This is a genomic window from Streptomyces sp. NPDC048643 (genome assembly GCF_040650615.1).
Lineage (GTDB): Bacteria > Actinomycetota > Actinomycetes > Streptomycetales > Streptomycetaceae > Streptomyces.
Genome location: NZ_JBEZHO010000012.1, coordinates 60218 through 83548 on the forward strand (window position 1 = coordinate 60218; position 23331 = coordinate 83548).

Sequence of the window (23331 nt, forward strand, 5' to 3'; positions counted from 1 at the left end):
GGGGCGCGTGGACATACCTGAACGGGCATCGGACAACCGGCCGTACTTCTTCCTGAGTTACGCCCACACACCGGCCTGGGGGCCCGGTGGCGGGGACCCGGACCACTGGGTGCAGGTCCTCTTCACGGATCTGTGCGACCACATCATGGCCCTGACCGACCTGCCCGCGGGCGTGCCCGCCGGGTTCATGGACCGGGAGATGCGTTCGGGGGACGGCTGGCCGGAGAAACTCAGCGAGAACCTCGCCAACTGCCGTGTGTTCGTGCCGTTGTTCTCGCCGCGCTACTTCACCAGTGAGAGTTGCGGCCGGGAATGGTTCGCCTTCAACGAACGCATTCTGCGGGCCCGGGCCACCAGCAACGGCGCCGTGCAGGCGATCGTCCCGGCCCTGTGGACGCATATCGACTACGCCCAACTCCCGGATTCCGTACGGCACATCCATGTGGACCACGCCCAGTTCGGGGACCGCTACGCCGCCAACGGCATCTACGGTCTGATCAAGCTGAACCGGCTGCGCGACGAGTACGAGGAGACGGTGCTCGGCCTCGCCCAGCGGATCGTGCAGATCGCGCAGGAGTCCCCGCTGCCGTCCAGCAGACCGCGCCCCTACGAGAGCACGCCGAGCGCGTTCAAGCCGCGCGGCGAGGGGCCCCGGCGGATCCACCTGACGGTGGCGGCGCCCACCCGGCACAGCATCCCCGAGCACCGGGACACCCGCCCGTACGGCGAGGACGCCCAGGACTGGAACCCGTACCACTCGGAGTCGACCCGTTCGCTGCCCGCGCTCGCCGAGGAGCTCATCCGCTCCCTCGACTACCGGATCACGGTGTCCTCGTTCGACGACGAGACCACCGACGACGACCTGGGCGCGGACGACGCGGAGAAGGCGGGACCGAGCCACCCGGGCATCCTGCTCGTCGACCGCTGGGCGCTCACCGACGAGGAACGGGCCCGCAGGCTCAAGGCGTTCGACGCCAGCGCCCGGCCCTGGATCAGCGCGGTCGTCCCGTGGAACCGGACCGACATCCAGTGCCACGGCGAGGAGGGCAGGCGACTGGCGGCGGAACTCGAACGGACGCTGCCGCTGATCCTGGACCGGGGGCGCCGCGCGGACTGCCGGGTCGCCGTCAACGGCGTACCGACGCTGAAGGCCTTCACCGACGTACTCCCTGTCGTCGTCGCGCACGCGACCCGGCAGTACCTCAAGCACGCCGAGGCGCATCCGCCCGCGGGCCCGGCCGTCCGCCGGCCCCGCCTGATGGGCCCCACCCACCCGCCGCTGCCCGAAGGCGGATCCGACCACGGAGGAGAAGAAGCATGACGGCCGTGCAGGACGGACGGATCATCACCTTCTACTCGTACAAGGGAGGCACGGGCCGCACCATGGCCCTCGCCAACACCGCCTGGATCCTCGCCGCGAACGGCCGGCGCGTCCTCGCCGTCGACTGGGACCTGGAGGCCCCCGGCCTGCACCGCTTCTTCCACCCCTTCCTCGACCCCAACGCGCTCGCCGCCACCACCGGCGTCATCGACATCATCAACGAGTACGCGTGGGCCGCGACCACCGGAACCCAGCGCTCCGGCGAGTGGCACCGGGACTACGCGCGCGTCGAGCAGCACGCCATCTCCCTGACGCCCGAGCGCCTCGGGCTGCGCTTCCAGGAGGGAGGGTCGCTCGACTTCCTCTCCGCCGGGCGCCAGGACCGCTCGTACTCGGCGAGCGTCTCCTCCTTCGAGTGGGACAACTTCTACGAACGGCTCGGCGGCGGCCTCTTCCTCGACGCCCTGCGCGACGACATGCGGTCCTCCTACGACTACGTGCTGATCGACAGCCGCACCGGGCTCTCCGACAACGCCGACATCTGCACCATCCAGATGCCCGACGTGCTGGTGGACTGCTTCACGCTCAGCGACCAGTCCCTCGACGGCGCGGCGGCCGTCGCCCGCAGCGTCGAGGACGGCTACCGCAAGCGGCCGATCCGGGTCCTGCCGGTGCCGATGCGCATCGACGAGGGCGAGAAGGAGAAGGTGGACGCCGGCCGGGCGCTGGCCCGGCTGAAGTTCGACGGACTGCCCAAGGGGCTCGGCGGCGAGGAGATGGCAGGCGAGGAGCTGACCGCCTACTGGGGCGCCGTCGAGATCCCGTACCGCCCGTACTACGCCTACGAGGAGACCCTCGCGACCGTCGGCGACGAGAGCGGCATCGCCAACTCGCTGCTGTCCGCGTTCGAGCGGCTCACCGCGGTCATCACGGACGGCACGGTGACCGCCCTGCCGCCGGTGCCGGAGCCCGTGCGGCTGCGCTGCCGGGACGCGTTCCTCAGGAGGCGGCCGATCTCCACCGCGGCGGACGTGGTGATCGCGTACACGGCGGAGAACCGCGTCTGGGCCGACTGGATCGAGTCGCTCCTCAAGCGGGCCGGTTGCCGGGTCACCCCGCACGACATCGCGTCCGGCCCCGTCGACCGCCCGGACCCGGCGACCCGCACCCTCGTCCTGCTGTCCAAGGCGTTCCGCAAGTCCCGGCACGCCGACCCCCTGTGGCGAGCCCTGACGGACGCCGAGGACGAGGCCCCGCACGACACCGCGCACGGCAGCGTCGTCCCCGTCCGGGTGGACGAGGTGCATCTGCCGCAGTCCTACCTCGACCGCAATCCGGTGGACCTGCACCGGCTCGACGAGGCCCAGTGCGTCGGCGCGCTCCTCGGCGCCCTGGAACTGCCGGGCCGGCCCGTCGAACCGGGCGCGGCGGGACCCCGGTTCCCGGGCAGCACCCCGGCCATCTGGAGCGCCCCGCAGCGCAACAACACCTTCACCGGCCGCGACGTGATCCTCGACCGGGTCCGCGACCAGCTCGGCGGCGGCATCTCCGTCGTCCTGCCGCAGCCGCAGGCCCTGTACGGGCTCGGCGGCGTCGGCAAGACCCAGGTGGCGCTGGAGTACGTGCACCGGTTCATGGCCGACTACGACCTGGTGTGGTGGATCTCCGCCGAGGACCCCGGCAACGTCGTCTCCTCGCTCGCCGAACTCGCCGCCCGCATCGGCGCGCCCAGCGGCGAGGACATCAACCTGGCCAGCCAGGAAGCCGTGCAGATGCTGGCCCGCGGGGCGCCGACCAAGCGGTGGATCCTGATCTTCGACAACGCCGACGACCCGGCCCGCCTCACCCGCTTCTTCCCGGCCGGGGGCGGCGGCCACATCCTCGTCACCTCCCGCAACCAGGCGTGGGCGCAGCAGGGCGCCTCCCTGCCCATCGACGTGTTCCTGCGCGAGGAGAGCGTCGAGCACCTCACCCGGCGCGCCTCCGGGCTGACCGTGGAGGAGGCCGACCGGGTCGCGACCGCGGTCGGCGACCTGCCGCTGGCCGTCGAGCAGGCTGCGGCCTGGCTCGCGGAGACGGCCACCCCGATCGAGGAGTACCTGCGCCAGCTCGCCGAGCAGACCACCGAGGTCCTGGACCTCAACCAGCCCGCCGACTACCCGCAGACCGTCGCCGCGACCTGGAACATCTCCATCGCCCGGCTGCGCGAACGCTCCCCGGCCTCCGTACGGCTGCTCCAGTTGTGCGCGTTCCTGGCCGCCGAGCCGATCTCCTCGCACCTGCTGTACAGCAAGGAGATGATCGACGCGCTGAGGCCGTACGACCCGGCGCTGCAGGAGAGTCTGCTGCTCGGCCGGGTGATCCGGGAGATCGGCCGGTTCGCGCTGGCCAAGGTCGACCAGGTCAGCAACAGCATCCAGGTCCACCGGCTGGTGCAGGCGGTGATCCGTTCGCAGCTCACCGAGGAGGAGCAGCGGCAGGCCCGGCACGTGGTGCACACGGTCCTCGCGGGCTGCCGGCCCGACGGCGACGAACCGATCGACGACCCGGAGACCTGGCCGCGCTTCGGGGTCATCTGGCCGCACCTGGCGGCCTCGGACGCCCGCAACTGCACCGACTCGGCGACCCGCAGGCTCCTCATCGACCGCGTCCGCTACCTGTGGAAGCGCGGTGAGTTCCCCGGTGCGCAGGCACTCGCCGAGGAACTCCTCGCCCACTGGGAGCCGATCCTCGGCGAGGACGACGTCCAGTTCCTGTACCTGCGCTGCCAGCTCGGCAACGTCCTGCGCTCCCAGGGGCGTTACGTGGAGGCCCGGGACATCAACACGGCGCTCCTGGAACGCCAGCAGCGGGTGCTCGGACCCACGCACCCGCACACGTACGTCACCATGTCCGGCCTCGCCAGCGACCTCGCGGCGCTCGGGGTGTACGAGTCGGCGGTGGAGTTCGCCCGCGAGGCGCACGACGGGTTCCGGCAGATCTTCCACGAGTCGCACCGCCGCACCCTGAGCGCCGCCAACAACCTGGCGCTGGCGCTGCGCATGGTCGGCCGGTACGGCGAGGCCCGCGTCCTCGACCAGGAGACCTTCGACCGCCGCACGGAGGTCCTCGGCCCCGACCACCCGTACACGCTCGCCTCCGCCGCCCGCCTCGGCCGCGACCTGCGCGAGGTCGGCCGCTACGGCGAGTCGGTGTCCCTCCTCTCCCGCGCCTACGACGCCCACAAGCGCATCCTCGGCAAGGATTTCCCGGGCACGCTGAGCTGCGCCAAGTCCCTCGCCGTGTCGCTGCGGCGGGCGGGCGAGTTCGAGGACGCCCGCCGGCTGACGACGGCGACGCGCGCGCAGTACCGGCAGCAGTACGAGGCGCCGACGCCGGACTCGCTGGCCTGCGACCTCAACATGGCGGCGGACCTGTTCGCGGCGGACGAGCGGGAGGCGGCGCGCGAGGTCGCCCGGGAGGCGCTCACGGAGTACATGAAGGTGCCGGGCGAGGCCCACCCGTACACCCAGGCCGCGCTGAACAACCTGGGGATCTTCCACTGGGGCTGCGGCGACGCGGAGGAGGCGGAGAGGGTGTTCCGCAAGGTGCTGCGGCGGATGGGCGAGGTCCTCGGCGAGAAGCACCCGCACACCCTGTTCACGGGCATCAACTACGCCAACGTCCTCGCCGACCAGGGCCGGCTGGCCGAGGCGCGCGAACTGGAGGAGAAGGCCGTCGTGACCCTCCGTACGGTGCTCGGCCCGCACCACCCGGAGACGCTCGCCATAGTCGCGAACGCCGGCCTGACCCTCGCCGCGCTCGGCCGCAGGGACGAGGCCCGCCGGATGCGCGACGAGGCCCTCACGGAACTGCGCGCGCTGCTCGGCGAGGAGAACGGCATGACCCGCGTCGCCGCGGACGACCGCCGCATCTACCGGGACCTGGAACCGCTGGCGGTGTGAGACCCGGGCGTGGGCTGCCCGGAGCGGCCGGTGATCGGCCGCTCCGGGTGCCCACGCCCGTAGAGCCGGGCGGGAGCTCGGACGGCGGGCCGGAACCTCGGCACCACTGCGGGCACCCGGTGTGAGCGACGGCCCGTCTCGTTCGGTGGGCCGGGCGCCCCCAGGCCTTGCCGGGGGCCCGGTGACCGGGTGCGGCGGCCCTGCTGCGGCCGCCGGTCGGACCGGTCTCAGGAGGGGGCGGAGGTCGCCGCGCGCGGGCGGCCCGGGGCGGGGCCGGATGCGGGCGCGCCCGGGGTCGCCGCTCGGGCCCGCCTGCTGCCGGGCCACACCGGGGTGTCGGCGAGCAGCCAGGCCAGCACCTTGGGCAGGGCCCGCAGCGCGGCGAAGTGGGCGGCGGTGGGTTCGAGGACGGCGGTGGCCCGGGGGATCCGGGCGGCCATCCACGAGGAGTGCGACGCCGGGGAGAACACGTCCTTCACCCCGTGCCACAGCAGCACCGGCACCCGGATGTCCGCCGGCTCGAAGCCCCAGTTCCCGGTGAGGGCCAGTGCGTCGTCGATCCAGCCGTACGGGGAGGTCCGCAGCGCCTCGCGGTAGTTGCGCAGCAGCATCGAGCGGATGGTGTTGTCGGAGACGATCTGCCGGTCGTCGGCGGTCAGCTCGGGGCGCAGGTCCTCCAGCAGGCGGACCGGGTCCCGGCGGATGGCGGCGGACCGCGGGATCAGCCGGGCGGTGAAGCGGTCCGGGTCGGTGAACGCGGTCCGGAACTCGTTGACGTTCGACGGTGCCATCCCGGCGAACCAGTCGAGCCCCTCGGCGCCGCGCGGGGCGAGCCCCACGAGCGCGGCGGCCCGGGTCACCCGCTGCGGCATCAGCGCGGCGCAGGCGAGCGCGTGCGGGGCGCCCCCGGACCGGCCGGCCACGGCGAACCGCTCGATGCCGAGAGCGTCCGCGATGGACGTGACGTCCTGCACGACGTCGACGACGCGTCGTCCCGGGAACCGGTCCGATCCCCCGTAACCGGGGCGGTCGTAGCTGATCAGGCGGGTGCCGCGCTGGTACAGGACCATGGACCGGGGCCGCGGTCCGACGCGGCTGCCGGGCATGCCGTGCAGCAGGAACACGGGGCGGCCCCGTGGATCCCCCGAGATCTCGACGCGCAGCAACCGCCCGTCCGCCGAACGCACATGGTCACGCACAGCGCTCCCCCTCCCTCGGTCCGGACGGACCGGGACAAACGCTGCCGAGTGACTGCCCGCCCGGATGTACGACGAAACGAGTTCGCGAGTCAACCTGACCACCAGATCAGGCCACTCGCGGCTCGGCGGGCTCCGGACGGGAGCGGGAGCGGGAGAAGGAGAGCGAAGGAGGGTGAAGGAGGGTGAAGGAGGGTGAAGGAGGGTGAAGGAGGAGGGAGAACAGGGCGGGAGACGGCGGAACCGGCTGGGAGTGACGGCCGGTTCAGTACGGCAGGATGCGCCCCGACGGGGTCCTGCGGTCGATCGGCATCTCGCGCGGCGCGGCGGGCCGGCGGCTGACGCGAATCCGGATCTGACGGTTCATGACCCCTCCTCATGACTGACGATCCCTCGCGTCGTCGCCGACGCGCTTAGACGCATGGTGCCCACGCAGAACCGCTCCTACCCTCCGAGCAGGATGTTCCGTAAAGCGCTCTCGCCTCCCGGGGTGGAGACGGACCCCGCGGACCGCGCGGCCCCGGGGCGGGACCGGTGGGGCACGCGCCCGGGAGGGTGCCGGAGGCTCGGTGGGGGATCCGGTTGCCGCCGGCCGTCCGGAGGGGCCTTCCGGCGTCCCGGCGATCAGTGCCGCGGGCCCCTCGGGGAGGGCCTCGGGGCGGTGTGCGTGTACTCCGTCCGAGGCCCGGTCAGGCCGTTCGGGTGAGGGGCGAGTTGGGCGGAACGGGGGCCTCCGCGAAGGCCCTGCGACCGGGGTTCCACGGTCGGGCGGGGCGCCCTCGCGGGCTCTCAACTCGCCTGATCCGCCAGCGAAGTTGCTGGTCGCATCGATTCTTCACGCGTAGCGTGTGGTGGGGCGGGTGGGACTCGAACCCACGGCCGACGGATTATGAGTCCGCTGCTCTAACCGGCTGAGCTACCGCCCCGTTACGGCGCGCCGCGCACATTTGTGCGCGCCGTCTGCCGCAGCATAGCCGCTCATACGATCTCCTGCTTCGGATGGTCGGCATCGCACGACCATGAGGACTTCGGCGTGCCCCGAGCGGTTCCCCCGGACATGAAAAAGGACCCCTGAGGGGTCCTCTTCCGTTGCTCTCCCGACTGGACTCGAACCAGTAACCTGCCGGTTAACAGCCGGCTGCTCTGCCAATTGAGCTACAGGAGACCGAGCTCCCCCGACTGGACTCGAACCAGTAACCTGCCGGTTAACAGCCGGCTGCTCTGCCAATTGAGCTACAGGGGAATGTCTCGTTGCATCGAACGCACCTACCTGGGTATTCGCCAGGGGGCGTGCGCTTGCTGCGACACATACATTAGCGCAAGCAGGGGGGTGCTCCGCCAATCGGTTCCCTCCGTACCGATGCCGACGCAAGGGAAGGGTGGCTGTCATGCGCTACAAGCTCACATTCGTCGCCGGACTGGCCCTGGGGTACGTGCTCGGCACGCGCGCCGGGCGAGAGCGTTACGAGCAGCTGAGGAAGTCAGCTCGCCAGGTCTCGCAGAACCCGGCGGTGCGCAACACCGCCGAGACCGCGGCCCAGCAGGGCCGCGCGATCGCGGGCAAGGCCTTCCACACGGTGAGCGAGAAGGTGGGCGACCGCGTCCCCGACTCGGTCACCGACCGCGTCCGCTCGCTGCGGCAGCGGAACACGGGCGGGGCCGGACAGGACGACTGGGGCACCAGCAACACCTGACCGGCACACCCGTGACACCAGGGGATTCAAGGGCCGCGCCGGATCTCGTGCACCCACCCGGCGCCGCCACCCCCTCCCGTACGGCAGAATTTCCGCCATGGGGATAGTCGCCGGGTTGGACAGTTCGCCCGATTTCACTCGAATCGTCGTCTGCGACGCGGACACGGGCACCGTGCTGCGGCAGGGCTACGCGCCGCATCCGCTCGACGGTGCCGAGGGCGGCGGACGTCCATCCGACGTGGATCCACAGGCCTGGCTGCTGTCCCTGGGCGAGGCCGCCGGCGGCGGCCTGCTCGAAGGCGTGCAGGCGATCGGCGTGTCCGCGCAGCAGAACGGCCTCGTGCCGCTGGACGTGCAGGGCAACACCGTGCGGCCCGCGCTGGTCGGCGGTGACAAGCGAGCGCAGGTCGCGGCGGCCGATCTGATCGACGCGCTCGGCGGGCGCGAGGCATGGGCGCAGGCCGTGGGCAGCGTCCCGCAGGCCGCACAGCCGGTGACCAAGCTCCGCTGGCTGAACAAGACCGAACCCGACGCGGCGCGGCGGACCGCCATGCTGCTGCAGGCCCACGACTGGCTGGTGTGGCAGCTGCTCGGGCGGCCGGTGCGCAGGACCACGGACCGGGGTGGCGCCTCCGGGACCGGCTACTGGTCCGCGGCGACCGGCGGGTACCGCCCCGACCTCATCGAACTCGCCCTCGGTCACCAGGCCGCGCTCCCCGAGGTGCTCGGCCCGGCCGACGCGGCGGGGACCACGCCCGAAGGGCTGCTGATATCCGCCGGCACCGGCGAGACCATGGCGGCGGCGTTCGGACTCGGCATCGGGCTCGGTGACGCGGTGGTGTCGCTCGGCGCCTCCGGTTCCGTGATGGCCGTGCACACCGAGGCGCTGGTGGACTCCACCGGCATGATCACCTCCCTCGCGGACGCGACCGGCATGCACCTCCCGGTCGTCAGCACCCTCAACGCCGTACGGGCCCTGCGCGGCGCCGCCGAGATGCTCGGCGTGCCGGACCTGGAGGGTCTGTCCGACCTGGCGATGAAGTCGACGCCCGGCTCGCACGGGCTGGTCCTGCTGCCGTACCTGGAGGGCGAGCGCACGCCGAACCTGCCGCACACGGCGGGGACGCTGGCGGGGCTGCGCCGGGAGTCGATGCGGCCCGAGCACCTGGCCCGGGCGGCCTTCGAGGGCATGCTGTGCGGTCTCGCGGACGCGCTCGACGTCCTGCGCGGGCGCGGCGTCGACGTCCGCCGGGTCTTCCTGCTCGGCCAGGCCGCCGAGCTGCCCGCCGTGCAGGCCGTGGCGCCCGCGCTGTTCGGCGCGCCGGTCGTGGTGCCGCAGCCCGCGGACTACGCGGCGCTCGGCGCGGCCCGCCAGGCCGCCTGGGCCCTCGGCGCCTCCCAGGGCACCCTCGACCCGCGGAACCCGCCCGCCTGGCAGGGTCCGGTCGCCCAGGTGCTGGAGCCCGGCGACGAACTCGCCGTGGGCCAGGCCGTACGACAGCAGTACGTGTCCGTACGGGAACAGACGCATCCCGGGGCGTTCCGGGCGTAACGGAATCGGACCGGCTCACGGTGTCCGACCAGGCGTACGTCTCCGGACGGAGCCATGGCCGGTTCTTGGTCCGGGCTTGGGTCAATCGGTTGAGGTAACACCGGTGGAGTGTCCGACGATAGGGGGTGGTGCACCATCCAGCGCCCGCCGAACACCCCGCCGTCGACGATTCCGAGAGACCCCGCGTGCTCATACGACTCCTGCGGACCCACCTCAGTCCGTACAAGAAACCCATCGCCCTGCTGGTCCTGCTGCAGCTCCTGCAGACCTGCGCCACGCTCTACCTGCCCACGCTGAACGCGCACATCATCGACAACGGTGTCGTGAAGGGGGACACGGACTACATCCTGTCCTTCGGTGCCCTGATGATCGGCATCTCGCTGGTGCAGGTCGTCTGCAACATCGGGGCCGTCTACTACGGCGCCCGGACGGCGTCCGCGGTCGGCCGGGACGTCCGGGCCGCCGTCTTCGACCGCGTCCAGTCCTTCTCCGCACGTGAGATGGGTCACTTCGGAGCGCCCTCGCTGATCACCCGCACCACCAATGACGTCCAGCAGGTGCAGATGCTCACCCTGATGACGTTCACCCTCCTGGTGTCGGCCCCGATCATGTGTGTGGGCGGCATCATCCTGGCCCTCGGCCTCGACGTGCCGCTGTCCGCGGTGCTCATCGCCGTGGTGCCCACCCTCGGCATCTGCGTCACGCTCATCGTGCGCCGACTGCGCCCCCTCTTCCGCACCATGCAGGTGCGCCTGGACACCGTGAACCGCGTGCTGCGCGAGCAGATCACCGGCAACCGGGTGATCCGCGCGTTCGTGCGCGACGGCTACGAGAAGGAGCGCTTCAAGGGCGCCAACACCGACCTCACCGAGACCTCGCTGGCCACCGGCCGGATGCTCGCCCTGATGTTCCCGATCGTCATGACGGTGGTGAACCTGTCGTCGATCGCGGTCGTCTGGTTCGGCGCCCACCGCATCGACAGCGGCGGCATGCAGATCGGTGACCTCACCGCGTTCCTCGCCTATCTGATGCAGATCGTCATGTCCGTGATGATGGCCACCTTCATGTTCATGATGGTGCCGCGCGCGGAGGTCTGCGCCGAGCGCATCCAGGAGGTCCTGGGCACGGACAGCAGCGTGGTCCCGCCCCTCGCGCCCGTCCTGGAGCTGCGCCGCCACGGCCACCTGGAGCTCCGCGGGGCGGGCTTCCGCTACCCGGGCGCCGAGGAGCCGGTCCTGAAGTCCGTCGACCTCGTGGCGCGCCCCGGCGAGATCACCGCGGTCATCGGCTCGACGGGCAGCGGCAAGTCGACGCTGCTCGGCCTGGTCCCCCGGCTGTTCGACGCCACCGACGGCGAGGTCCTCGTCGACGGCGTCGACGTGGCGACGATCGGCCCGAAGCTGCTGGCCAGGACGGTCGGACTGGTCCCGCAGAAGCCGTACCTGTTCGCCGGGACGGTCGCCACCAACCTGCGCTACGGCAACCCCGACGCGACCGACGAGGAGCTGTGGCACGCCCTGGAGGTCGCGCAGGCCAAGGGCTTCGTCGAGGCCCTCGAAGGCGGCCTGGACGCGCCGATCGCCCAGGGCGGCACCAACGTGTCGGGCGGCCAGCGCCAGCGCCTGGCCATCGCCCGCACCCTGGTGCAGCGCCCCGAGATCTACCTCTTCGACGACTCCTTCTCGGCCCTCGACTACGCGACCGACGCGGCCCTGCGCGCGGCACTCGCCGAGGAGACCGCCGAGGCCACCGTGGTGATCGTCGCCCAGCGGGTGTCGACCATCCGGGACGCCGACCGGATCGTGGTCCTCGACGAGGGCCGGGTCGTCGGCACGGGACGGCATCACGAACTGATGGCCGACAACGAGACCTACCGGGAGATCGTCCTCTCCCAGCTGACGGAAGCGGAGGCCGCCTGATGGCCGGGCCGATGGGGCGCATGATGGCCGGGAGCGGCCCGGACCAGCGCTCGATGGAATTCAAGGTGTCGGGCCGCAGGCTGCTCACCCAGTTCAAGCCCGAACGCGCCACGCTGTACGTGATGCTGGTCGCCGTCGTCCTCAGCGTCGGCCTGTCGGTGGTCGGCCCGAAGATCCTCGGCCGGGCGACCGACCTGGTCTTCGCGGGCATCGTCGGCCGCCGGATGCCGGCCGGCGCCACCAAGGCCGAGTCCCTGGACTCGCTGCGCGCGCACGGCCAGGGTGCCGTCGCCGACATGCTCAAGAGCACGGACTTCACCCCCGGCGAGGGCATCGACTTCCACGCCGTCGGCAACGTCCTGCTGCTCGCGATCTGTACGTTCCTGCTGGCCGGCCTGCTGATGGCGGTCGCGACGCGACTGGTCAACCGGTCCGTCAACAGGACGGTCTACCGGATGCGCGAGGACCTCCAGGCGAAGCTGTCGCGGCTGCCGCTGTCGTACTTCGACAAGCGCCAGCGCGGTGAGGTCCTCAGCCGGGCCACGAACGACATGGACAACATCCAGCAGACCCTCCAGCAGTCGATGGGCCAGCTCGTCAACTCGCTGCTGACCATCGTGGGTGTGCTCGCGATGATGTTCTGGGTGTCGCCGCTGCTCGCGCTCGTCGCGCTGGTCACGGTGCCGCTGTCGTTCGTCGTCGCCACCCGGATCGGCAAGCGCTCGCAGCCGCACTTCGTGCAGCAGTGGCGCACCACGGGCAAGCTCAACGCCCACATCGAGGAGATGTACACCGGCCACAACCTGGTGAAGGTGTTCGGGCGGGCCGACGAGTCGGCCGCGCAGTTCGCCGAGCAGAACGAGAAGCTCTACCAGGCCGGGTTCAAGGCCCAGTTCAACAGCGGGATCATGCAGCCGCTGATGATGTTCGTCTCGAACCTGAACTACGTGCTGGTCGCGGTGGTCGGCGGACTGCGCGTCGCCTCCGGCACGCTGTCGATCGGTGACGTGCAGGCCTTCATCCAGTACTCCCGCCAGTTCTCGATGCCGCTGACGCAGGTCGCGTCGATGGCGAACCTGGTGCAGTCGGGTGTGGCGTCGGCGGAGCGGGTCTTCGAGATCCTCGACGCGGACGAGCAGGAGGCTGACCCGGCGGTCTCGGCCGGTCCCGCCGAACTGCGCGGGCGCGTGGCGCTGGAGCACGTGTCGTTCCGCTACGACCCGGAGAAGCCGCTCATCGAGGACCTCTCGCTGACGGTGGAGCCGGGCCAGACGGTCGCCATCGTCGGCCCGACCGGGGCCGGCAAGACCACCCTGGTGAACCTGCTGATGCGGTTCTACGACGTCACGGGCGGCCGCATCACCCTCGACGGGGTCGACGTGGCGTCCATCTCCCGTGACGAACTGCGGGCCGCCATCGGCATGGTGCTCCAGGACACCTGGCTGTTCGGGGGCACGATCGCCGACAACATCGCGTACGGCGCCACGCGGGAGGTCACCCGCGGGGAGATCGAGGAGGCGGCGCGCGCCGCGCACGCCGACCGGTTCGTCCGTACGCTGCCCGACGGCTACGACACCGTGATCGACGACGAGGGATCGGGCGTCAGCGCGGGTGAGAAGCAGCTGATCACCATCGCCCGGGCGTTCCTGTCGGACCCGGTCATCCTGGTGCTCGACGAGGCGACCAGCTCCGTGGACACCCGGACCGAGGTGCTGATCCAGAAGGCGATGGCGAAGCTGGCGCACGGCCGGACGTCGTTCGTGATCGCCCACCGCCTGTCGACGATCCGGGACGCCGACACGATCCTCGTGATGGAGGACGGCGCGATCGTCGAGCAGGGCGCGCACGCGGAGCTGCTGGAGTCCGGCGGCGCCTACGCCCGCCTCTACCAGGCCCAGTTCGCCCAGGCGGTCGCCGAGGTCGACTAGGGCACAGCCGCCCCTGGACCCCCTCCCGCCGGTTCACCCTTCCGGCGGGAGATCCAGCTCCTCCGGCGTTCGAGGAGCGGGGGTCCGGGGGCGGCTCCCGTGCCGGGACGGGTCAGTCCAGATACCCCCGCAGCTGGTCCGCGAAGGCGTGGTCCCGCAGCTTGTTGAGGGTCTTGGACTCGATCTGCCGGATGCGCTCGCGCGTGACACCGAAGATGCGGCCTATCTCCTCCAGGGTCCGCGGACGCCCGTCCGCCAGCCCGTACCGCAGCTGCACGACCTTCCGCTCCCGCTCCCCCAGCGTCGACAGCACCGCCTCCAGATGCTGCCTGAGCAGCAGGAACGCGGCGGACTCGACCGGCGAGGCCGCGTCACCGTCCTCGATGAGGTCCCCGAGGGCTACGTCGTCCTCCTCGCCCACGGGCGCGTGCAGGGACACCGGCTCCTGGGCCAGCCGCAGCACTTCGCTGACCCGCTCGCCGGTCAGGTCGAGATGGGCGGCGACCTCTTCGGGACTGGGTTCGTAGCCGCGCTCCTGGAGCATCCGCCGCTGCACGCGGACCACCCGGTTGATCAGCTCGACCACGTGCACGGGGACGCGGATGGTGCGCGCCTGGTCGGCGAGGGCACGGGACATGGCCTGCCGGATCCACCAGGTGGCGTACGTGGAGAACTTGTAGCCGCGGGCGTAGTCGAACTTCTCGACCGCCCGGATGAGCCCGAGATTGCCCTCCTGGACCAGGTCGAGCATGGTCAGCCCGCGCCCCACGTACCGTTTGGCCACGGAGACCACGAGCCGCAGGTTCGCCTCGATGAGCCGGCGCTTGGCCATCCGGCCCATGACGACGATCTTGTCCAGGTCGAGGGCGAGCTGGCTGTCCAGGTCCGGAGCGAGACGGAGCTTCTCCTCCGCGAAGAGCCCGGCCTCGACGCGGCGGGCGAGGTCGACCTCCTCGGCCGCGGTGAGCAGCGGGATCCGCCCGATCTCGCGCAGATACTGGCGGAACAGGTCCGACGAGGGGCCGCCGGTGTCGGCGGCGCGGCCTCGCGGCACTTCGGCGGGCTCCTCGGCCTCGGTCTCCACTTCCGCCTCTGCCCCCGGGGTCTGCGGCGGGCCGTCCGGGTCGGCCTCGGGGTGGTGCGCGGCACGGCTCTGCGCGGGTACCGCAGCGACGACGTCGGCGTCCGTGTCCGTGACGGTGGTGTTGTCGGTCTCGGCGAGGGTCTGGGTCTGCACGGGGGCGACCTCCAGGAATGTCGCTGCTGAGTCGTGCGGCAGCGGTACGTCCGGGATGGGCTCGACGGCCTCGCCGCTGTCCATCCCGTAGTCGTTTGGCGGAACCGCGGGAAAAGGGAACCCGTCGCGTGCGGGTCGGCCGCGCTCCGAGGACTCAGGCACCGGAACCCAGTGTGGAGTACGACACATCGCCGCCACGAGGGGCGTGCGGTGACTTTTTGCGTCCGGTCCGTGACCGGCTGGTTACCGTTTGGGACGAGTGCGCAGTTCAGCGGAGCCGTAAGCGGTGGGAGCGGGTCCGGGATTGGCATGTGCCGGGCCCCCGCGGACGCGTCCCACGGCCCGCGCGCCCCGCCGCGACCCCGCGCGCGGCCGCGCACCACCCCGGCACACCCGGTGCCGGGCCGGGCTCAGAGGGCTTCGACGCCCTTCTCGCGCAGCGCCTGCCCGTACTGCTGGAGGACCCACAACTCGTTCTGCACGGCGGCCAGCTGGGCCGGGTCGCCGCCCGCGCTGAGCCGGGACAGGGAGCCCTGGACGTCTCGGATGCGGCGGTCGACGGCGCGGCGGCGGACCGCGACGAGCTGGTCGCCCGCGTACGTCTCGTCGACGGTCTTGCGCAGGATCGCCTCGACGGCCAGCTCGGTGACCATCGCGCGCACCGCGTCGTCCGGAGCGGCGTCACGCACCCGGATCAGGTACTCCTGGGGGTCCTGGGCGCCGTACTCGGTGCCGCCCGCCTCCATGACGGCCAGGCGCACCGCGGCGTACGGGGATGCGGTGAACTCGTCGATGCCGTACGCGTCGAACGCCGGGGCGACCAGCTCGGGGCGCTGGAGGGCGAGTTTGAGCAGCTCGCGCTCGGTGGCGAAGACGGGGTTGCGCAGGGTGAGGGCGGGCCCGCCGTTCGTGGGGGCCTGGGCGGCGGTGTACGTCTGCTGGGAGCGGTTCCCGGCGGGCGCGGGTCCCCTGCCGCCGCGGTCGCGTGCCCAACGGGCCAGCTGCGCCACCCGCTTGACGACGAACTGGGTGTCGAGGATGCCGAGCATGCCGGCGAGCTGCACGGCCACCTCGTGCTGGGCGCCGCTGTTCTTGATGCGGGCGACGATCGGGGCGGCCTCGTCGAGGGCGGCGGCGCGCCCGGCCGGGGTCTCCAGGTCGTAGCGCAGGACGATCTGACGGAGCGCGAACTCGAAGAGCGGTGTGCGCGGTTCGACGAGGTCGGCGACGGCCTCGTCGCCCTTGGCGAGGCGCAGCTCGCAGGGGTCCATGCCGTCGGGGGCGATGGCGATGTACGTCTCGGCGGCGAACTTCTGGTCGTCCTCGAAGGCGCGCAGGGCCGCCTTCTGGCCGGCCGCGTCGCCGTCGAAGGTGAAGATCACCCGGGCCGAGCCGTTGTCCATGAGGAGGCGGCGGAGGATCTTGATGTGGTCGGTGCCGAACGCGGTGCCGCAGGTCGCGATGGCGGTGGTGATGCCCGCCATGTGGCAGGCCATGACGTCGGTGTAGCCCTCGACGACGACCGCCCGGCTGCTTTTGGCGATGTCCTTCTTGGCGAGGTCGATGCCGTACAGCACCTGGGACTTCCTGTAGATCGCCGTGTCGGGCGTGTTCAGGTACTTCGGGCCGTTGTCGGACTCGTAGAGCTTGCGGGCGCCGAAGCCGACGACCTCGCCGCCGATGTCGCGGATGGGCCACATGAGGCGGCCGCGGAAGCGGTCGATGGGGCCGCGGCGGCCCTCCTGGGAGAGCCCGGAGAGGACCAGCTCCTTGTCGGTGAAGCCCTTGCCGCGCAGATGGCGGGTGAGGTGGTCCCAGCCCTGGGGGCTGTAGCCGACGCCGAAGTGGGCGGCGGCGGCTTGGTCGAAGCCGCGCTCGGCGAGGAACGTGCGGCCGGTGTCGGCCTCGGGGCTGGTGCCGAGCTGCTCGATGTAGAACTGGGCGGCGGCCTTGTGCGCCTCGACCAGGCGGATCCGCTCGCCGCGCTGGTGGGAGGGGTTGTACCCGCCCTCCTCGTAGCGCAGGGTGATGCCGGCCTGGCCTGCGAGGCGCTCCACCGACTCGGAGAAGGTGAGGTGGTCGACCTTCATCACGAACGTGATGGTGTCGCCGCCCTCCTGGCAGCCGAAGCAGTGGAAGAGGCCCTTGCTGGGGCTGACCTGGAACGACGGTGACTTCTCGTCGTGGAAGGGGCACAGGCCCTTCAGGTTCCCGCCGCCCGCGTTGCGCAGCTGGAGGTACTCGGACACCACGGCGTCGATCGGGACCGCGTCCCGAACCGCCTTCACGTCCTCGTCGTTGATCCTGCCGGCCACGTGGTGATTCTACGGGGCCGGACCGACACTCCTGGGGCGAGGTGAGCGACGCCGTGCCGGGGTCCGGGGGAACTGCTCCGGACCCCGGCACGGGAGGGGTGGGGCGGCGGGTGCCGCCGTGCGTCACGGGACCAGGCTGTCCAGGGGGACGTGCGGGTCGGCGAGCGCGTCGGCGTCCACCTGGATCCGGGACCGGACGAGCTGCTGGATCGGGTCCGTGACATCCCACACGTTCACGTTCATCCCGGCGAGCACCCTGCCCTCCTTCAGCCAGAAGGCGATGAACTCCCGCTTGCCGGCGTCACCCCGGATCACCACCTGGTCGTACGTCCCCGGGGGCGCCCAGCCCGAGTACTCCAGGCCGACGTCGTACTGGTCGGAGAAGAAGTACGGCACCCGGTCGTACGGGGTGCCGCGGCCCAGCATGGAGCGGGCGGCGGCCGGTCCGCCGTTCAGGGCGTTGGCCCAGTGCTCGACGCGCAGCCGGGTGCCGAAGAGGGGGTGGTGGAAGGAGGCGACGTCACCGGCGGCGTACACGTCGGGGTCGGAGGTGCGCAGCGTCTCGTCGACCGCGATGCCCCCGCCGTGCTCGCGGCCCGCGAGTTCCAGGCCCGCGGCCTCGGCGAGTCCGGTGCGCGGGGCGGCGCCGATGGCGGCGAGGACGTCGTGCGCGGGGTGCTCCTCGCCGTCGTCGGTGCGGGCGGCCAGCACCATGCCGTCCTGGCCGACGATCTCGGTGAGCCGGGCGCCGAAGTGGAACCGCACGCCGTGTTCGCGGTGCAGCTCGGCGAAGACCTGGCCCAGTTCGGGTCCGAGCACGCTGTGCAGCGGGGTCGCCTCGGGCTCGACGACGGTGACCTCGGCGCCGTACTCGCGGGCCGCCGCGGCGATCTCCAGGCCGATCCAGCCGGCTCCGGCGATGACGATGTGGCCGTTGTCCCGGCCGAGGGCGGCGAGGACGCCCTTCAGCCGCTCGGCGTGGGCGAGGCGGCGCAGGTGGTGCACGCCGGCGAGGTCGGTGCCCGGGATGTCGAGGCGGCGCGGCTCGGAGCCCGTGACGACGAGGAGCTTGTCGTAGTGGACGAGGGTGCCGTCGTCCCCGAAGCGGACGGTCCTGGCCGCACGGTCGATCGCGTCGACGGTCTGGCCGAGGTGCAGCTCGATGTCGTGGCGCGCGTACCAGGCGGGTTCGTGGACGAAGACGCTGTCGCGTTCCTCCTTGCCGAGGAGGTAGCCCTTGGACAGCGGCGGACGTTCGTAGGGGTGGTCGCGCTCGTCGCAGATCAGTATCACGCGTCCGGTGAAGCCCTCCGCTCGGAGCGTCTCGGCCGCCTTGGCGCCTGCCAGGCCTCCTCCGACGATGACGAATGTCTGATCCGCGTCGACCACTTGATGCCTCCTCGTAAGGATGTCGCCATATGCGAGAGTCCCGCACGGAGCGTGATGCGGGAAGGGGGAGTGGCCCGATCAGGCCACGCAGGGTCACACTCCGGCGCCTCCATGGGAACGCGTGGTGAGCCTGAGGTGCAGGGAACGCGCCGAGGCATCCGTGAGGGATGCGATCTGGTCGACGATCACCCGCTTGCGGGCGCGGTCGTCGGCCGCGTGCTCGAACAGGGCGCGGAACTGAGGATCGAGGACCTCGGGCGCGCGGGCGGTGAGGGCCTCGGCGAGTTCGGCGACGACGACCCTCTGGTCGGCGCGGAGCCGCTCCTGCTCGGCGCGCTGCATGACGTACCGGTCGGCGACCGCCTTGAGGACGGCGCACTCGTGCCGGGCGGCGCGGGGGACGACCAGTTCCGCCGCGTACCGGGTGAGGCGGCCGGTGCCGTGGCGGGCGCGGGTGGCGCCCTCCGCCGCCAGGCAGAACCGGCCGATGAGCTGGCTCGTGGCGTCCTTCAGGCGTGCCTGGGCGACGGCCGATCCGTCGTAGCGGTGCGGCCACCACTCCTGGCCCAGGAGCCGGTCGAGGGCTTCGGCCAGCTCGGCCGGGTCGGTGTCCGCGGGCACGTACCGCCCGATGGCGACGGCGAAGATCTCCTCGCGCTCCGGCCCGGACAGGAGGCTGGCGGGGTCGATGTGGCCGGCGTGCAGGCCGTCCTCGACGTCGTGCACCGAGTAGGCCACGTCGTCGGACCAGTCCATCACCTGGGCCTCGAAGCAGGTCCGGGTGCCGGGGGCGCCCTTGCGGATCCAGTCGAAGACCGGCCGGTCGTCCTCGTAGACCCCGAACTTCGGCGACCGGGGGTCCGTGGGGCAGGCGCCTCGGGGCCAGGGGTACTTGGTGGCGGCGTCGAGGGCGGCGCGCGTGAGGTTGAGGCCGACGCTGACGAGGTCCTCGTCGGCGTCGGCGGGCGCGGAGGCCACCATGTCGCTGCGCACGAAGCGCTTGGGTTCGATCCGGGTGAGCAGGCGCAGCGACTGGGCGTTGCCCTCGAACCCGCCGCAGTCCTCGGCGAATTCGTTCAGTGCCTGTTCGCCGTTGTGTCCGAAGGGCGGGTGGCCGAGGTCGTGCGAGAGGCAGGCGGCCTCGACCAGGTCGGGGTCGCAGCCGAGGGCGGCGCCGAGGTCGCGGCCGACCTGCGCGCACTCCAGGGAGTGCGTCAGCCGGGTGCGGGGGCTGGCGTCCCACACCTGGATGGGGATCTCCCCGGTGCGGGCGGAGCCGAGGACCTGGGGGAGGGTGCCGGGGGTGACGACCTGGGTCTTGCCGGCGAGGCGGCGCAGGGCGGCGGAGTGCAGTACACGGGCGCGGTCGCGCTGGAAGGCGGTGCGGCCGGGGTGTTTGTCGGGCTCGACGGCCCGGCGCTCGACGGCGGACACGTCGTACTCGTCGTGTGCTGCGGGGTTCTCGGGGGCCTTCGGTGCGGGTGCTGCTGCGTGCGGTTCCATGCCTTCCATGCACCGACAGTAAACGCAGCCGGTGACAACCGGGATGCCCGGCACCGGCGGCGGCGGGCCCGGGCGGGCGGGGAACCGCCGGGGTCAGGCGGGGGTGAGGGCGCGTTCCGGGGCGGGTTCGGGGGCCGCGAGCGCCTGGTCGTAGCGGTGCAGGACGAGGCGGACCATCGCCGGGTGGTCGCCGAGGGGTTCGGCCCGGATCCACGGGCCGGCCTCCGCGCACCGGGAGGCGAGCCGGCCCGGGGCGGTGAAGTGGGAGGCGACGGCGATCCGGTGGCGGCCCCGGGCGGCGAGGGCGCGCAGGGCGGCCGGGACGGTGGGGGCGGCGCCGGAGGCGTACGCGGGGACGACGGGCACGCCGAGCCGTTCGGCGAGCAGCTGCGCGGTGCGGCGGGTGTCGGCGGCGGACTCCACGAGCCGGGAGCCGGCGGAGGCGAGGACGACGGCGCTGGCGCGGCGGGCCGTGTCGCTCATCCCGGCCGGCCAGCCGGCCTCGACGAGCCGGTCGTGGAGCGTCTCGACGAGCAGCGGGTGCGGACCGAGCGGGGCGGCGACGCGGACGGGCGGGCCGGGGGCGGCGGCCGCCGCCTCGGGCAGGTCGCGCCGGACGTGGTGGCCGCGGCCGAGCAGCAGCGGGACGAGAACGGCGCCGGCGCCCTGCCCGCCGCCGAGCGAGGCGAGCGTGCCGGAGAGCGGGGGGTCGCTCACGTCGATGTGTCCGAGGCGCACGGTCAGGTGCGGGCGCAGCTCGCGGACGCGTTCGGCCAGGGCGCGGACGGTGCTCAGCGCGCGCGGGTCGCGGCTGCCGTGCGCGGCCAGCACGAGCGTGGGCGGCGCGGGACGGCGGGTGCCGTTGAGCGAGACCAGGCTGAGCTGGCTGCCGAGCTGACTGGTGATCCGGTTCATCAGCTGTGCCGTGGTGTCGAGTTGCCCGTCGAACCGGTCGGCGCGCGGCGGCGGTCCCGCGGAGCGGGCGGAGGGCTCGTCTCGGGCTGGGTGCGACGCCGTCATGGGGGCGATCCTCGCGGTAGGAGGTTGCCGGGCCGTTGCACGGGCATGTCGGGCGTTTTCCGGCGGTTCACCGTACGGTACGCCTGCCGGACGAGCGGCTCCCACCTGCGGTTCCCTCGCCACGGGTGACAGCACTCACGACACCCCGGCGAACCGAACGTGCTTGCGCCGCGTCCTCCTGTGTCGAACACGTACGTGAGAATCGGCGTCCGTCGGACCCGACCGCGGGACCCGGCCCGCACCCACGCGTGACGTCACCTGGGGGACATCGACCATGCCGCGTCTGCTGCGTATGCCGCGCCCGAAGCGTCCGATGCGTCCGGTCCCGCGCCGGCCGCGTCCGCTCCGACTGCTGCGCGGAGTGCGCGTGCCGCGGACCCGCCCGGGCCAACGACGGGCGGTGCAGGCGCTGATGGTGCTGTGTGTGCTGGCGCTCCTGCCGATGACGTGGATGTACGTGACGACGGGCGACCGGCTGCGGACGACGGCGGACGCCCCGCGCACCGAGGTGGCGGTCGTCTTCGGCGCGGGTCTGTGGGACGGCGAGCCGTCCCCGTATCTCGCGCACCGGCTGGACGCGGCCGCGAAGCTGTACCGGGCGGGCCGGATCGAAGTCGTCCTCGTCACCGGCGACAACAGCCGCGAGGACTACGACGAGCCGGACGCGATGCGCGCCTACCTCACCGCGCACGGGGTGCCGGACCGCCGGATCGTCAGCGACTACGCGGGCTTCGACACCTGGGACTCGTGCGTCCGGGCACGCAGGATCTTCGGCGTGCACGAGGCGGTCCTGATCAGTCAGGGCTTCCACATCCGCCGGGCCGTCGCCCTGTGCCGGGCCGCGGGCGTCCGCTCGTACGGCATCGGTGTCGACGCCAAGCACGACGCGACCTGGTACTACGGCGGCACCCGGGAGATCTTCGCGGCGGGCAAGGCCGCCCTGGACGCGGTGTTCCGGCCGGACCCGCGGTTCCTCGGCCACAAGGAGCACGGGGTGGCCCGGGCGCTGGCGGCCGGCCGGTAGACGGCGGCACGCGCGGGCGCCGGGACGGGCGGGCGACCCGGGTGCGGTACGCGGACGTGAGCGGCGCGGGACGTCAGTCGCCGCTCACGGTGTCCGCGGCGGGCCCTTCCGGCTGTGCGTCGGGCCGCCCCGGCGTCGTGTTCTTCCTCGGATCCGGGGAGGCGTCCGGCTTCGGGTCGGCGGAGCAGGAGTTGAGGCCGATGCCCAGGGCGGCACCGACGGCCGCGCCGCCGAGCGCGAGGACACGTCGCCTGGTCAGGTCGCGGTCGGTCATGGCCGGACCCTAGGGGGTGCCGGCGCCCGCGCGGGTGGGGCGCACGGACCGGCCACCCGCACGGGTGCACCCCGGCACCGGTGACGGCGGCTCAGCCGGGGCCGTGTGCGGGCGTGTCCGCCGGCCTGCCGTGCCACTCACCGCTCGCGATCGGACGGCCGCCGGCCCGCAGGCGCGCGGCGACGGAGGGCGCCGCGACGTACACCCAGGCGCGGACGACCGTGCCGTCGGCGAGGACGGCGTCGCGTGCGATCCGCTCGTACAGGTTGTGCGGATCGCCCGGCGCGTACTCCTCCAACGCGTCCAGTTCCGCCAGGAGTTCCTCGTACGCCCCGGGCAGCGCGGTCACGAGGTCGCCGGTCACCGTGCCGCCGGGTTCCTCGACGGCGTACGGGTATCCGGGGCCCGGGTAGAGCACGAGCCCCGGCATCCGTCCGGGTTCCTCGGAGCGGGTCCGGCCGCGCAGGAACAGGTCGTGGTTGTGCTCGCCGGGGCGCAGGGTGCCGTAGACGAAGAAGGGCGGTCCCGTTCCGCTCACGGGGTCGTCTCCTCCCCCACCCACCGCAGGTAGTCCGCGCCGCCCGCGACGACCGGGGTCGCGATGATCTCGGGCGTCTCGTAGGTGTGGGCCGCGCGGAGGTACGCCTCCAGGGCGGGGTAGCGGACCACGGTCGTCTTGAAGTGGATCTGCCACTCGGTGGCCGTCTCGACCGCGCCCTGCCACCGGTAGACGGACGTGACCGGCCCCGAGATCTGCGCGCAGGCCGCGACCCGCTCGGCGACCGCGCCACGGGCCAACTCCGCGGCCTTCCGCGCCGAGTCGGTGGTGGTCAGAACGGCCAGGCAGGCCGGCGTCTCCATGATCGTCTCCATTCGTGGGGGTACGGAAACGATTCTCGCCGCATCCCGCGTCCACCGCGGAGGCGCTATGGACATGACATGTCATGAACCTTTAAATCTGAGGCAGCCGTGCAGTGCCTCCGAGGCCGCTGTGCGGCGCCTCCCCCACGCGCCC

The 23331-nt window shown here is 72.3% G+C and carries 16 protein-coding genes and 3 tRNA genes; 7 read left to right on the forward strand and 12 right to left on the reverse strand.

Annotated elements, in window-relative coordinates:
• Positions 1 to 7 precede the first annotated feature (7 nt).
• Positions 8 to 1321, forward strand: a complete 1314-nt coding sequence (locus AB0C62_RS14665; protein ID WP_362972988.1) for a TIR-like protein FxsC — start codon at positions 8 to 10, stop codon at positions 1319 to 1321.
• Positions 1318 to 5265, forward strand: a complete 3948-nt coding sequence (fxsT, locus tag AB0C62_RS14670; protein WP_362972990.1) for an FxSxx-COOH system tetratricopeptide repeat protein — start codon at positions 1318 to 1320, stop codon at positions 5263 to 5265. Before AB0C62_RS14665 ends, fxsT begins: the two co-directional genes overlap by 4 nt.
• 227 nt (positions 5266 to 5492) lie before the next feature.
• On the opposite strand, the gene AB0C62_RS14675 is transcribed toward fxsT, so the two are convergent.
• The 4 genes from AB0C62_RS14675 to AB0C62_RS14690 all read right to left on the reverse strand — a co-directional run bounded on the left by AB0C62_RS14675 (position 5493) and on the right by AB0C62_RS14690 (position 7704).
• Positions 5493 to 6464, reverse strand: a complete 972-nt coding sequence (locus AB0C62_RS14675; RefSeq protein ID WP_362972992.1) for an alpha/beta hydrolase — start codon at positions 6462 to 6464, stop codon at positions 5493 to 5495.
• 846 nt (positions 6465 to 7310) lie between these two features.
• A tRNA-Ile gene (locus AB0C62_RS14680) sits at positions 7311 to 7387 on the reverse strand.
• A 166-nt stretch (positions 7388 to 7553) separates the two neighbouring features.
• Positions 7554 to 7626 (reverse strand) — tRNA-Asn (locus AB0C62_RS14685).
• Positions 7627 to 7631: 5 nt separating this feature from the next.
• A tRNA-Asn gene (locus AB0C62_RS14690) sits at positions 7632 to 7704 on the reverse strand.
• A gap of 145 nt (positions 7705 to 7849) precedes the next feature.
• On the opposite strand from AB0C62_RS14690, the gene AB0C62_RS14695 reads away from it, so the two are divergent.
• The 4 genes from AB0C62_RS14695 (at position 7850) to AB0C62_RS14710 (ending at position 13554) form a co-directional block, all read left to right on the forward strand.
• Positions 7850 to 8155 (forward strand): YtxH domain-containing protein, encoded by a 306-nt coding sequence (locus AB0C62_RS14695; RefSeq protein WP_164370735.1) that lies wholly within the window; start codon positions 7850 to 7852, stop codon positions 8153 to 8155.
• A gap of 97 nt (positions 8156 to 8252) precedes the next feature.
• Positions 8253 to 9707, forward strand: coding sequence for an FGGY family carbohydrate kinase (locus tag AB0C62_RS14700; protein WP_362972994.1), 1455 nt, complete (start codon positions 8253 to 8255; stop codon positions 9705 to 9707).
• A 185-nt stretch (positions 9708 to 9892) separates the two neighbouring features.
• Entirely contained in the window at positions 9893 to 11626 is a 1734-nt protein-coding gene (locus AB0C62_RS14705) for an ABC transporter ATP-binding protein (protein ID WP_362972996.1), read from the forward strand.
• Entirely contained in the window at positions 11626 to 13554 is a 1929-nt protein-coding gene (locus AB0C62_RS14710) for an ABC transporter ATP-binding protein (protein WP_362972998.1), read from the forward strand. Before AB0C62_RS14705 ends, AB0C62_RS14710 begins: the two co-directional genes overlap by 1 nt.
• Positions 13555 to 13666: 112 nt before the next feature.
• On the opposite strand, the gene AB0C62_RS14715 is transcribed toward AB0C62_RS14710, so the two are convergent.
• From AB0C62_RS14715 to AB0C62_RS14735, 5 genes are all read right to left on the reverse strand, one after another.
• Positions 13667 to 14953, reverse strand: coding sequence for an RNA polymerase sigma factor (locus tag AB0C62_RS14715; protein WP_362973000.1), 1287 nt, complete (start codon positions 14951 to 14953; stop codon positions 13667 to 13669).
• Positions 14954 to 15201: 248 nt separating this feature from the next.
• On the reverse strand, positions 15202 to 17106 hold the full coding sequence (dnaG, locus tag AB0C62_RS14720) for a DNA primase (RefSeq protein WP_362973002.1): 1905 nt from the start codon (positions 17104 to 17106) through the stop codon (positions 15202 to 15204).
• A 123-nt stretch (positions 17107 to 17229) separates the two neighbouring features.
• Positions 17230 to 18495 (reverse strand): FAD-dependent oxidoreductase, encoded by a 1266-nt coding sequence (locus tag AB0C62_RS14725; RefSeq protein WP_362973004.1) that lies wholly within the window; start codon positions 18493 to 18495, stop codon positions 17230 to 17232.
• 93 nt (positions 18496 to 18588) lie between these two features.
• Positions 18589 to 20007: a deoxyguanosinetriphosphate triphosphohydrolase gene (locus AB0C62_RS14730; protein ID WP_362973006.1), complete on the reverse strand. Its 1419-nt coding sequence runs from the start codon at positions 20005 to 20007 to the stop codon at positions 18589 to 18591.
• Between the two features lie 84 nt (positions 20008 to 20091).
• Positions 20092 to 20913 (reverse strand): sirohydrochlorin chelatase, encoded by an 822-nt coding sequence (locus AB0C62_RS14735; protein WP_362973191.1) that lies wholly within the window; start codon positions 20911 to 20913, stop codon positions 20092 to 20094.
• Positions 20914 to 21331: 418 nt separating this feature from the next.
• On the opposite strand from AB0C62_RS14735, the gene AB0C62_RS14740 reads away from it, so the two are divergent.
• Positions 21332 to 22042 (forward strand): ElyC/SanA/YdcF family protein, encoded by a 711-nt coding sequence (locus AB0C62_RS14740; protein ID WP_362973193.1) that lies wholly within the window; start codon positions 21332 to 21334, stop codon positions 22040 to 22042.
• Between the two features lie 73 nt (positions 22043 to 22115).
• Here the strand turns inward: AB0C62_RS14740 and AB0C62_RS14745 are convergent, their stop codons facing one another.
• The 3 genes from AB0C62_RS14745 to cutA form a co-directional block, all read right to left on the reverse strand.
• Entirely contained in the window at positions 22116 to 22316 is a 201-nt protein-coding gene (locus AB0C62_RS14745; protein WP_362973008.1) for a twin-arginine translocation signal domain-containing protein, read from the reverse strand.
• 91 nt (positions 22317 to 22407) lie between these two features.
• Positions 22408 to 22854: a gamma-glutamylcyclotransferase family protein gene (locus AB0C62_RS14750; protein WP_362973010.1), complete on the reverse strand. Its 447-nt coding sequence runs from the start codon at positions 22852 to 22854 to the stop codon at positions 22408 to 22410.
• Positions 22851 to 23177 (reverse strand): divalent-cation tolerance protein CutA, encoded by a 327-nt coding sequence (gene cutA / locus AB0C62_RS14755; RefSeq protein WP_362973012.1) that lies wholly within the window; start codon positions 23175 to 23177, stop codon positions 22851 to 22853. Before cutA ends, AB0C62_RS14750 begins: the two co-directional genes overlap by 4 nt.
• Positions 23178 to 23331: the final 154 nt, after the last annotated feature.

What these genes read in the sequence shown, in the direction of transcription:
- fxsT (WP_362972990.1), top strand. Translation starts at nt 1,318, where the DNA reads ATGACGGCCGTGCAGGACGGACGGATCATCACCTTCTACTCGTACAAG.
- AB0C62_RS14695 (WP_164370735.1), top strand. Translation starts at nt 7,850, where the DNA reads ATGCGCTACAAGCTCACATTCGTCGCCGGACTGGCCCTGGGGTACGTG.
- AB0C62_RS14700 (WP_362972994.1), top strand. Translation starts at nt 8,253, where the DNA reads ATGGGGATAGTCGCCGGGTTGGACAGTTCGCCCGATTTCACTCGAATC.
- AB0C62_RS14710 (WP_362972998.1), top strand. Translation starts at nt 11,626, where the DNA reads ATGGCCGGGCCGATGGGGCGCATGATGGCCGGGAGCGGCCCGGACCAG.
- AB0C62_RS14730 (WP_362973006.1), bottom strand. Translation starts at nt 20,007, where the DNA reads ATGGAAGGCATGGAACCGCACGCAGCAGCACCCGCACCGAAGGCCCCC.
- AB0C62_RS14735 (WP_362973191.1), bottom strand. Translation starts at nt 20,913, where the DNA reads ATGAACCGGATCACCAGTCAGCTCGGCAGCCAGCTCAGCCTGGTCTCG.
- AB0C62_RS14740 (WP_362973193.1), top strand. Translation starts at nt 21,332, where the DNA reads ATGCGTCCGGTCCCGCGCCGGCCGCGTCCGCTCCGACTGCTGCGCGGA.
- AB0C62_RS14745 (WP_362973008.1), bottom strand. Translation starts at nt 22,316, where the DNA reads ATGACCGACCGCGACCTGACCAGGCGACGTGTCCTCGCGCTCGGCGGC.
- cutA (WP_362973012.1), bottom strand. Translation starts at nt 23,177, where the DNA reads ATGGAGACGCCGGCCTGCCTGGCCGTTCTGACCACCACCGACTCGGCG.